Source organism: Weissella paramesenteroides ATCC 33313 (assembly GCF_000160575.1).
Lineage (GTDB): Bacteria > Bacillota > Bacilli > Lactobacillales > Lactobacillaceae > Weissella > Weissella paramesenteroides.
Genome location: NZ_GG697136.1, coordinates 14,218 through 24,778, shown reverse-complemented (window position 1 = coordinate 24,778; position 10,561 = coordinate 14,218). Strand labels below are relative to the sequence as shown.

16 protein-coding genes are annotated in these 10,561 nt (G+C 39.6%); all 16 read left to right on the top strand.

The genetic code is table 11. The features are described 5' to 3' along the window. Window positions 1-10 precede the first annotated feature (10 nt). The 16 genes from HMPREF0877_RS09065 to pnuC all read left to right on the top strand — a co-directional run bounded on the left by HMPREF0877_RS09065 (window position 11) and on the right by pnuC (window position 10,467). Complete coding sequence (locus tag HMPREF0877_RS09065; RefSeq protein ID WP_002829074.1) at window positions 11-481, top strand: siphovirus Gp157 family protein; 471 nt, start codon at window positions 11-13, stop codon at window positions 479-481. Continuing rightward, entirely contained in the window at window positions 481-819 is a 339-nt protein-coding gene (locus HMPREF0877_RS09060; RefSeq protein ID WP_002829073.1) for a hypothetical protein, read from the top strand. Before HMPREF0877_RS09065 ends, HMPREF0877_RS09060 begins: the two co-directional genes overlap by 1 nt. Beyond that, window positions 816-1,502 carry an AAA family ATPase gene (locus HMPREF0877_RS09055; RefSeq protein WP_002829072.1) on the top strand — a complete coding sequence of 229 codons (687 nt, stop codon included), beginning with the start codon at window positions 816-818 and terminating at the stop codon, window positions 1,500-1,502. Before HMPREF0877_RS09060 ends, HMPREF0877_RS09055 begins: the two co-directional genes overlap by 4 nt. Then, window positions 1,492-2,829 (top strand): DEAD/DEAH box helicase, encoded by a 1,338-nt coding sequence (locus HMPREF0877_RS09050; protein WP_002829071.1) that lies wholly within the window; start codon window positions 1,492-1,494, stop codon window positions 2,827-2,829. The genes HMPREF0877_RS09055 and HMPREF0877_RS09050 overlap by 11 nt, the downstream gene beginning before the upstream one ends. A gap of 8 nt (window positions 2,830-2,837) precedes the next feature. Further along, complete coding sequence (locus HMPREF0877_RS09045) at window positions 2,838-3,338, top strand: DUF669 domain-containing protein (protein WP_002829070.1); 501 nt, start codon at window positions 2,838-2,840, stop codon at window positions 3,336-3,338. A 53-nt stretch (window positions 3,339-3,391) separates the two neighbouring features. Continuing rightward, window positions 3,392-5,782: a phage/plasmid primase, P4 family gene (locus HMPREF0877_RS09040; protein ID WP_002829069.1), complete on the top strand. Its 2,391-nt coding sequence runs from the start codon at window positions 3,392-3,394 to the stop codon at window positions 5,780-5,782. Between the two features lie 25 nt (window positions 5,783-5,807). Beyond that, entirely contained in the window at window positions 5,808-6,146 is a 339-nt protein-coding gene (locus HMPREF0877_RS09035; protein WP_002829068.1) for a VRR-NUC domain-containing protein, read from the top strand. Further along, complete coding sequence (locus HMPREF0877_RS09030; RefSeq protein WP_002829066.1) at window positions 6,136-6,552, top strand: hypothetical protein; 417 nt, start codon at window positions 6,136-6,138, stop codon at window positions 6,550-6,552. The genes HMPREF0877_RS09035 and HMPREF0877_RS09030 overlap by 11 nt, the downstream gene beginning before the upstream one ends. 3 nt (window positions 6,553-6,555) lie before the next feature. Continuing rightward, window positions 6,556-7,404 carry an SPFH domain-containing protein gene (locus tag HMPREF0877_RS09025; protein WP_002829065.1) on the top strand — a complete coding sequence of 283 codons (849 nt, stop codon included), beginning with the start codon at window positions 6,556-6,558 and terminating at the stop codon, window positions 7,402-7,404. 104 nt (window positions 7,405-7,508) lie between these two features. Beyond that, on the top strand, window positions 7,509-8,138 hold the full coding sequence (locus tag HMPREF0877_RS09020; RefSeq protein WP_002829064.1) for a deoxynucleoside kinase: 630 nt from the start codon (window positions 7,509-7,511) through the stop codon (window positions 8,136-8,138). Further along, window positions 8,131-8,520: a hypothetical protein gene (locus HMPREF0877_RS09015; protein ID WP_002829063.1), complete on the top strand. Its 390-nt coding sequence runs from the start codon at window positions 8,131-8,133 to the stop codon at window positions 8,518-8,520. Before HMPREF0877_RS09020 ends, HMPREF0877_RS09015 begins: the two co-directional genes overlap by 8 nt. Next, window positions 8,507-8,932, top strand: coding sequence for a DUF3310 domain-containing protein (locus tag HMPREF0877_RS09880; RefSeq protein WP_002829062.1), 426 nt, complete (start codon window positions 8,507-8,509; stop codon window positions 8,930-8,932). Before HMPREF0877_RS09015 ends, HMPREF0877_RS09880 begins: the two co-directional genes overlap by 14 nt. A gap of 1 nt (window position 8,933) precedes the next feature. Beyond that, window positions 8,934-9,236, top strand: coding sequence for a hypothetical protein (locus tag HMPREF0877_RS09005; RefSeq protein WP_002829061.1), 303 nt, complete (start codon window positions 8,934-8,936; stop codon window positions 9,234-9,236). Then, entirely contained in the window at window positions 9,211-9,639 is a 429-nt protein-coding gene (locus HMPREF0877_RS09000; protein WP_155809309.1) for an HNH endonuclease, read from the top strand. Before HMPREF0877_RS09005 ends, HMPREF0877_RS09000 begins: the two co-directional genes overlap by 26 nt. After that, window positions 9,617-9,766 carry a hypothetical protein gene (locus tag HMPREF0877_RS10180; protein ID WP_002829059.1) on the top strand — a complete coding sequence of 50 codons (150 nt, stop codon included), beginning with the start codon at window positions 9,617-9,619 and terminating at the stop codon, window positions 9,764-9,766. The genes HMPREF0877_RS09000 and HMPREF0877_RS10180 overlap by 23 nt, the downstream gene beginning before the upstream one ends. Next, entirely contained in the window at window positions 9,763-10,467 is a 705-nt protein-coding gene (pnuC, locus tag HMPREF0877_RS08995; RefSeq protein WP_002829058.1) for a nicotinamide riboside transporter PnuC, read from the top strand. The genes HMPREF0877_RS10180 and pnuC overlap by 4 nt, the downstream gene beginning before the upstream one ends. The last annotated feature ends 94 nt before the right edge of the window (window positions 10,468-10,561 follow it).

Below are 10,561 nucleotides of genomic sequence, written 5' to 3'. Positions count from 1 at the left end.
TGTGTCGAGATTGAACTTATATGAAATGCAAGGTGATTTTTTGCGACTATATAATTCAGATATTGATGATGATGAGTTAAAACAAGATACCTTGGACGCAATTCGTGACGCAAGTTCTGACAAGTTAATTGGTTATGGGCATGTTATTCGTAATCTTGAGGCTGACCGAGATGCATTGAAAGCTGAGGAAAAGCAGCTAAGTGAAAAGCGTAAGACAATTGAAAATAAAATCAGTCGTATGATGTCAGCTGTTGATGAAGCGATGTATACATTTGGTATGAATGAAGTCGATGCCGGTAATTTTAAATTCAAGTATCGTAAATCTTCAAAAGTTGTTATCGACGATGAAGAATCTGTACCACCACAATATGCTGAATACAAGGTTTCATTAAAGCGTGCTGACATCAAGGACGCAATTAAGTCTGGTATTGAAGTGCCAGGAGCACGCATTGTGGATAATCAGACACTCGGATTACGTTAATGGGAGATTATGATGTTGGGACAATGGGTCCAAGTAAAATCCACACTGGTAAGTTTTATAAAGCAAGTGAACTTAATCTGACAGCCGTTGTTGAGCGCCCTGCACAAGGAAAAAGCACTGGGTATAACGATGAACGGAACATTACGAAACGTGCTGAGAAGCTACGCAACGAACGTGAACGACGTTTGAAACGTTTCCGTGAGTTGGTATTACAAAATGCTAATTACTTACAGATATACAATGAGTTAAACGTTGGTATTAGCACGCTCGATCAATACGCCAAGGATTTGGATTTATTTCCTGCGTTTACAAAAATTAAGAATAGGTATTTTAAATGACAATTAATTTCGCCCCTGCTAAGGGACTTAAGCGTATCAACAATTGGCGCATCTTACTTTATGGAAAGCCGGGCGTTGGTAAAACGTCAGCTATTCGTAATTTGCCTGGTAAGACGTTGGTCGTTGATTTAGATAATTCCAGTCGTGTATTGGCTGGTGAAGATAACATTTTTATCGTGCCGTTTGATCGGCAACACCCCTCGCAATCAATGGAGGAATTGCTGCGTGATATACCCACTACTATCGAGGAAAATCATTTCGATACATTAGTGATTGATAACGTATCTTCCCTTGAGAAAGATTGGTTCGTTGAAAAAGGTCGCGAGTCTAAGAACGGTATTAGTAATGAGCTGCAACACTACTCACAATGGACGAATTATTTTGCACGTATCATGACAGTTATCTATGAGCTACCAATCAATATTTTGGTAACCGCATGGGAAGTCAATGATGATGTACCAAATGAAAGTGGTCAAACATTTAAAAAGTTTGTTCCAGAAATTCGTGCTAACTCACGTAACGGATTACTTGGGTTAACCGATATGGTCGGTCGTATGATGATTAATCCTGATACTGGTAACCGTGGCGTTATCCTTTCTGGTAATGATTTCGTTACCGCTAAGAATCGTTTAGATAATCGAACAGCGTCGTCTAGTGAGGACTTGTTCAAGTTTGACGTTTAGTTTATACGATTACCAACTGGAGTTAATCGATGGGATTTATAAAGAACTTACTAACGGTCATAAACACGTTATGGTTGTTAGCCCGGCTGGATCAGGTAAGACCGTTACTATGGCAGAAATTGCTAAGCGTACCACCGACAAGGGCAACCGCGTATTATTCGTGGTACATCGTGTGGAAATCGTCAATCAGGTTAAGAACAGTTTTACTAAGCATGGTGTAAACATGGACTTGGCGGACGTCGGCATGATTAAAACAATCGAACGAAAAAAAGACAAGCTCACCCACCCTGACGTTGTGTTCGTTGATGAGGCCCACCACAGTTTAGCTGCTACGTATAAACGTTTGCTGGCACAATTCGATAATGTGGTTCAGTTAATGTTTACTGCGACACCCGTTAGATTATCTGGTGAAGGTTTTAGAGATGTAGCCGACGGTATGGTGATTGGCAAGTCAGTGTCATGGCTAATCGAACATAAGCGATTAGCGCCGTTTGAATATTATGCCCCTACCCTGTTTGACTTAGAAAGTTTGAAAGTGTCACGCGGTGATTACACGAATAAGTCGATGCATGAGGCATCTAAGAAAGTTATCTTCGGTGATGTTGTTAAAAGTTACCAGAGAATAGCTAACAACACGCAAGCATTTGTTTACGCAGTTGATGTGGAAAGTTCTAAGGCAGTTGTACAGGCGTTTAATGATGCTGGCATACCTGCTGCTCACGTTGACGGTAAAACGCATAAGGACGAGCGTGCTGCGTTAATGAATTCGTTCCGTGACGGAGATATCAAGATACTATCCAATGCGGAATTGTTTTTGGAAGGTGTTGATGTTCCTAATGTTGAAACTGTTATTCAGCTACGTCCGACGAAATCGCTATCAATGTACATTCAATTCGCTATGCGTTCAATGCGATACGTTCCGGGTAAAGTCGCTAAGATTATTGATCACGTTGGTAATTATGCAATACACGGTTTTCCTGATACTGACCACGACTGGTCATTAGATGGTGAGACCAAACAATCGGGATTTGATAAATTACCAGTTCCAAAATTCAATGAAGAATTCACGTTCCTCGAACCGAACTCAAGACGACAATATGAAGTTAAACGAGAAACGGAACTGGAACAATTAATATCAGCCCCTACTAAAGAAACAATTACTTTGGATTATCGCGAGTATTCAGATGCAAAAACATTTGATGATTTACTTGCGATAGCCAAAACAAAGCAGCATTCAGTTTATAAAGCTGTGCGTGAAGCTGCGATGAGAGACATTCCATACCCAAAGAAATACAACTGGTGGGTTCATAAATTTGTAAAGAGGTAAATTATACAATGAGTTTCAAGCTAGATTTTTCAGAAGTAAATGATAACGACTACAATATCGCTGATGGTGAATATGAAGTTGTTGTTAAGAAAGCCGAAGAAGGAACTAATCCAAATGGCAAGTCACGTCTACATTTTGATTTAGTTATTCGTAAGGATATTACTGATCAACGTTTCGGTGGCGCACACATCTTCGACGATATGTATCCGCAAGCTGTTGATGGTAAGTATAACAACAGTATCTTAATGGGATTTGCTAAGGCTGCTGGATTAAATGAAGGACAAGAATTTAAAGATTTTGGCGATTTCCTAGATGCCTTTGTTGGTAAGCCACTACGAGTTCGTGTTAAGAACGAGAAATCATCATGGCAAGGTAAGGAATATGAGAACTTGCGCGTGAAGGCACGCAACGTATCTAAGTTCCCACAAGTAGATTACCGTGCTAATGGCATTGATTTATTCGCTGGTGGTGAAGAGGTCAATATTTCTGCTGACGATCTACCATTTTAATTTTAAAGTTAACGTTAACGTATACGTATACGTTAATTTAGAAAGAGGATTACATGAGCTATCAAGACTTACCAGAAGAATTAAAGTCAGTTAATCAATGGGGCTTGTATCGTAAAGAATGGAACGATACGAGCAGTCGTTATACGAAAATTCCTGTCAGTGCAATGACTGGCCGACACGCTAGTTCTACTGATGAACGTACATGGACAACTTTTGATGAAGCTTTAGCAAACATGGAAATCTTTGATGCAGACGGTTTGGCTTTCTTTTTGAAGCCACCGTTTTTCGGTATTGATATGGATCATTACCAAGATGAGATTGACTTGTATGAACAAGGTTATAATACTACGCAACTTGGTATGGCAATTGAAGCAATGGGATCATATACCGAATTGTCACAATCTCACGAAGGCATTCATATCATTGCTAAAGGTACCTTGCCCGGTGATAAGTCGCGTCAAAACCAAGACGGTGACAAAGTTGTTGAGATGTACAGCACAGGTCGTTTCTTTGCTTTAACTGGTATGAGCATCATGGGTCACAAAGATACTATTAATGCTCCCGGACAAGAAATGATTGACCACGTATATAACACGCTTATTCGTCCAGAGGAACGCCCTAGATTAGAAGATGTTGTGATTGAACATAACGATTTAACTAAAGAAGAAGTTATCGAAAAAGCTTTGGCATCTAATGGTGGTGCTAATTTTAAAAAGCTTTATGACGGTAACTGGCAAGACGAATATGGTTCAGCATCGGAGGCTGACCTAGCGTTCGTTAATCTATTAGCATTCTGGACTGGTCGTGACCGTTATCTCATGGACGAAATATTCCGAGACTCTGGTTTGATGCGTGATAAATGGGACGAGAAACATGGTAAGTCAACGTATGGTGAAGGTACGATTAATCGTGCAATTACTGACGTGACTGAAACGTATCGTCCTAAGACAGAAGCTTTCTCAGTTGTGATTGGAAACGGTGACGAAGAAAAGGTTTATCCACACCATGATTACACTGATCAAGGAATGGCAGAACGTTTCTATGAACGTTGGGGCGACAAGGTGTTACATGTTGATTCGGAAAAGTCTGAGACAACGTTTATGGTATTCGACGGAACGGTATGGAAACGTGACGTTGAGCGTGTGGTACACAAATTGTTTATTAAGCTCAGCGATATTATCCTTGAGACTGAGGAACCTATCATGCCACCAGAACCAACCGTCGAGAATTATCCAGACCAAAAGGATTTAGAACTTGCTGAGAAGAATTATTCAAAAGATAAAAAATCGGCAATTAATGCGTTCCATAAATTTGCCAAGTCGGTACGTACTGATAAAGGGTTGAATAGTGCTAAGAAGTTACTAGCCTCGATGGTTAATGTGGACATCAATATATTCGATAAGGAAGTTGGTGTTATTAACACACCAGATGGTGTCTATGATTTAGCAACTGGTGAGCGTAGTGACAATGACCCTAAGCGATATTTCACTAAGAGCACGCTGATTGCGCCTGATAAAAACCTTGAACCTAAGGAATTCAAAACTTTTCTAAATCAGGTTATGTTGGGTGACGCTGACATGGTTGACTATCTGATGAAATTCGTTGGATATTCAATGTTCGGTAATGGTGAGGAACAAGAATACGTCTTGCTATACGGTAACGGTCGTAATGGTAAAGGTGTTTTGATGAGTGCAATTAAAAACGCCTTAGGAGATTACGTAACAGCTGTTAACCCAGATACATTCATGGACGACGGCAAGAAAAGTACCAGCAATAACGATGAGTTAGCGCGTTTGCGTGGCGCACGTTTGGTATCGGTATCTGAGATTGCACAGAATAAAAAGTTAGACGCAGCAATCATTAAGAAACTTACTGGTGGTGGCACGTTCGTTGCCAATGAAAAATACAATCGTCCATACGAGTTCCAATCAGCTGGTGTACCGTTCTTTGATACAAACTACTTACCACAAATTAACGATACGTCCGAAGGTATCTGGCGTCGTACGAACGTCATACCATTCAATTTAACAATCAAAGAGGAAGACGTTGACGTTAACCTTGGTCATAAGTTAGAAACGGAAGCTGGTGCAATTCTATGGTACCTTATTAAAGCTGCTACTAAGTGGCGTAACGAAGGACTAGGTCCCGTTCCTTATGCAGTGAAACAAGCAAACGAAAAATATCATTCAAGCAGTGATCCGATTGGCGAATTTATCAAAGAAACATTCATTGAAAATGAAGCTGGTTTTGTAGAAGGTCCAGACGTTACAAATGCTTGGGGTCAATTTGTTGGTGAGGAACCTGATGATTATCCAACTCGTAAGATGTTAGGTAGTGAGTTAGCTAAACGCTTTAAAACAAAACGCACAGCTAGAGGCCGTGGATACAAAGGAATTATGTTGAAGGAGGGTGTATCGTATACGTTTAAGATACCAGAACATTAACGTATACGTTAACGTTAACGTAAACATGAGAGAACAAGATATTCAAAACGCTATTCGTGCTGCAGTTGAACATGACGGACACGTTGTTTTCCGTATTAACACTGGTAAAGTTCTGACTAAAGATGATCGTTGGTTCATGACTGGCGTACCGAATGGACACCCTGATTTATATGGGTTCCGTAAGACAGATAATCAGGTGTTCTACATAGAAGTTAAAACTGCCACTGGTCGGCCACGAAAAGACCAGATATTTTTCCATCAAGCATTAAGCAACCGTGGAGTTATTCACGGTATTGCACGTTCGTCAGAAGATGCCTTGAAAATTATTAATGAAGGATTGGTAGGTTACGGATTTGACGAGTAAAGAAACAGCAACAGTTGCGGCTTGGTTGAGACGCTATCCAGAGCTTGATGTGGAAATCAAACGTACCGAATTCGAGTTAATGGTTAAGCGGAATGAAACCGATGAAAATATTGGTGGTGGACGTATGCAGAATAACAACACGCACGCGTTCGAAAGCACAGTAATCAAGGTTGCTGATGATAAAAAATTAAATACACTGACACACAATCAAAAGACAATTCGTCGCATGGTTGGTCGTGAAAGTGATGAAATGCAAACACTAATTAATGAATTGTATTTCAAACGTCATACACAAGAGACAATGGTCTCGTTAGCAATAAAGTTTGGTGTTAGTCGAGCTTTACTTTTTAGACAACGAAACGCTTTTTTCAAGCGATTATATAAACGATTACTTACGGAGGAATAAAACATGCAAGAGAGTACATTTGTGAAGATGGTTAAGGGAGGCGCGATTGTCGCTATTGCTGGTGTAGTAGTTACAATTGGAGGTTTTAAGACGTTTGAGAAAGTTGACAATGGAAACGTTGGTATCGAGTATTCAATGAGTGGTGGTGTACGCAATCAAGCACTGACACAAGGTGTTCACTGGGTTGGGCTAGATAAGGTTACACAATATCCAATTAAGTCACAAACAGTTAAGCAAACAGTTTCGTTAGCAACATCTGACGGTAAGAAAACAGATACAGCAATCACATTTACGTATCATGTGGATCCGTCAAAGGCAACTTCTGTTTATAAGAAATTTGGAAACGTTGATATTGAAACAATTGAAAAGGGTTGGTTAAACCAACAGTTAACTGCATCTGGACGTACCGTATTATCTCAATACACGTTGTTAGATGTTGTTGGTTCTGATTCAACTAAGGTTCAAGCAAAGCTATTGGATATGTTCCGTGAACGCGCCGATAAGCAAGGATTTATCATTGAAGATTTATCATTTGGAACACCAACATTGGATCCACAAACACAAAAGTCAATTGACGATATTATCAAAGCTGGCCAAGACAATAAGAAAGCCCAATTAGAAGCTGAAACAAAGAACACGCAGGCAGAAGCTGATGCCAAGGCTGCAAAGACTAAGGCGAAGGGTGAAGCTGACGCAACCATTGAAAAGGCTAACGCACAAGCAGAAGCCAATAAGAAAATTAATGATTCTGTAAATGACAAGACTATCCAATACATGGAAGCAGAGGCTCGTAAGCAACATGGTTGGGTTACCGTTCAAGGTTCTAACGGAACGATTGTCGATAACAAGTAAGAGGTAACTAACATGGCATTTTTCATCGGTAAGATTTTTATTGTCACGATACTAGCAATGCTGATTATCTTGATGTATCAGATTAACAAACGAAAGTAGGAGTAATGGTGATTATTACAGCAGGCATGATTGGTGTAGGGAAAACAACACTGACCACACTATTAGCAGAACATTTAGGTACACGACCATTCTACGAACCAGTTGAAGGTAACCCCGTGCTACCTGATTATTATAAGAATCCGGAACGGTTTGCATTCTCGTTGCAGATTTACTTTTTAAACAAGCGGTTCGCGATGATTAAGCAAGCGCTAGCAGACGATAACAATATCTTAGACCGTTCGATTTATGAGGACGCTTTGTTCACCGCAGAAAATCATAAATCAGGTAATATCACCGATGTTGAATATAACATCTACTTAGACCTACTTGATAATATGATGGGCGAAATTAATGCGACGGCTAAGGAACGTCCAGATTTACTGGTATTTATCGATGCAGATTTTGATACCATTCTAAATCGTATTAAGAAACGTGGTCGTGATTATGAACAAATTGAAAATGACCCAAGCCTTGAAGAATATTATCATCGTATGTGGAATCGTTATCGTGAGTGGTTTGATGATTATGATATATCTCCAAAGATTCGAATTGATTTGGAGCACAATGATTTATCTAATCCAGAAGATGCACTGAGAGTATTGGATATTATCGATAGGAAAATTGCCAATGTATAAATACGTTGTGGTGTACGAACTAGCTGGTATGAAAGCATATTTTGCTAGTGAGAACCCAGTGAATTTAGAGTGGGTATATTCGGCTGATGGAGCTAAATTATTTAGTCGAACGAAGGCTGATGAGTTAGCTGAAACGTTAAGCCGATTAGATTTATTTTCCGCAGGTAGTATCTCAGTTGAACAAGATCCTAATCCTATCAGCGTGTGGGAAGTGATTGGTGATGACACCTATTCGTTATGGTTATCAGAATCAAAACGCAGTGCTTATGAGTTTGGATTGAACAACCTAGACCGTTTATTGAAACGATTTAAACGAGTAGATATTTACCAGCGTGTATTAGATTCTAATTTAGAAAGAGAAAAGGTGTATGAGTTCATTTGACATTATAGATAAGCCAGAGCATTACGTACTATCAGACGGTACTGAAGTGAAGGATCATATCAATAGTATTGTTGCTGGTATGAACGGCAGCGAGGCATGGAAGGTTGCTAATATCATTAAGTATGTTTCTCGCGCTGATAAGAAAAACGGCAAGGAAGATTTAAAGAAAGCCCGTAAGTATATTGATTTGCTAATTGACGGTAACGATGATGACAAACCATTTATGTTGCGTACAGAACGTGGTAAGTATATTGGTCGTAATAAAGTTACTGATCGTATTGAAATTAATATGAACGAGGAACTTGCTGGTATGTTAGACATCGATTTGGTTTGGACTGACGATGATTTCCCAGCAGTTGAACAGGAATATCCGTGGATAAATTTCGCAGCAATGGAAAAGGAGTATATCTAATATGCCAGATTATGTAATCGATTGGTTAGAAGGTATGAAACACACTGACACTGGTAATCCAGATGTGATTGCTGACGTATTTACTGCATTAAGTATTAAAGTTTTATCAAACCAGTTTAAAGAATCTGGCGAAGATTCTAACAGAGGATTTATGTCACGATCATTGCTTAAATCAATGGGTAAGTTAATGGAAGATTCTTTAGTTAAAGGTAAGCCAGTACCTAGTGATGCAGTCGTTGAATGGTATGAAGCTGGTGTTGGAAATGAAGGTGAGTTAATTGCAAACTACCTCATTAATAAGTGACATGCAACAGACGGCTATCAACAGGCGCAAGAAAGCGTTTGATAAGTATCGACATACGAATAGTTACCAGCCGTCTGAAAAGGAAGTACAAGCGTTCTATCGTAGTCGTGAATGGCTATCGGTTAGACGTAAAGTAATCAATCGTGACCATGGTTTTGATCAAGTGGAATTAGTGGACTTTGGTCGGTTGATTGATGGGAATACAGTTCACCACATTGTGCCTTTGCGTGAAGCATGGGAAGGACGAGCTGATGTGGATAACCTAGAAGTTGTTTCACCAGCTAATCACAACCGTGAGCACATTGAAAAAGGTAACAAGCAATTGAATGGTAAACGTAAAAGGATTGAGGAATTGAAAGTTGTTACGGAGGTAGTTAGTAATGACAAAACAGAGGAACTTTAGTGTTCACGATTCTGACGTATATATTGCAGGAATTAAAAATAAAGATGGAGAAATCGTTTCGTATGTGCAGGGTGCTATTGATGGTATGAGCGCGTTCGTTAAAAATGGAAAGGTAGTTATTAAATGACAGGTTATGGGAAATGGTTACTAGATGAGATTAAATCTCTGAATGCAGCTGGCGCAATTATGCTAGCGTTTATTGTGGGGGTACAGTTAGCGTTTTATCTAACAGCGCCGATTACAGTGCTATCCACAATTACATTATTCGCAACAATTATTGGTTCGGCATGTACCGTGTACATGATGATTGGTAAACCTATTAATGGGCTGCTTGGATTAATCAGTGCGTTAGGGTATATTTACATTAACTGGTCTGCTGGACATTTCGCTAGTGTATTAGATCAACTGGTATTCGTTGCCTTGATTGATGTGCCATTAATCATCACATGGAAAAAGTGGGGCAACCGTGTAAAAGACGGTGTAAAATTCCTATCTATTAAAGGCTGGATTTTTACTATCGTATTAATTCTAGCACTATGGTACCCAGTACTGATGGCGTACACAGCGTTAGGTGATACAAACCCACTATGGGATTCAATCGTATTGATTATTGGAGCAATGGCTTCATGGTACGTGTTCAAGGGTTATGGTGACAGCTACTCATTGTGGTTAATGTCTGACTTTGTTAATATTGCTCTGTGGGTATCAGCATTGTTTATCGGTTACTCAGCATCTAGCTTGCCTATGTTACTAACGATGTTATTCTACTTAGTGACTGCATTGTATGGAAAGTTTTACTCTATCTGGTCACGAAAAAATGCAAAATAAAAAAACACGAGGGTGGCAATAAAGTGACCCCAAGTGTTTTAAGGTATGTATTGGCTTGCTAGGCTACACTTATCTTATCGGTGTAGCCCCATAT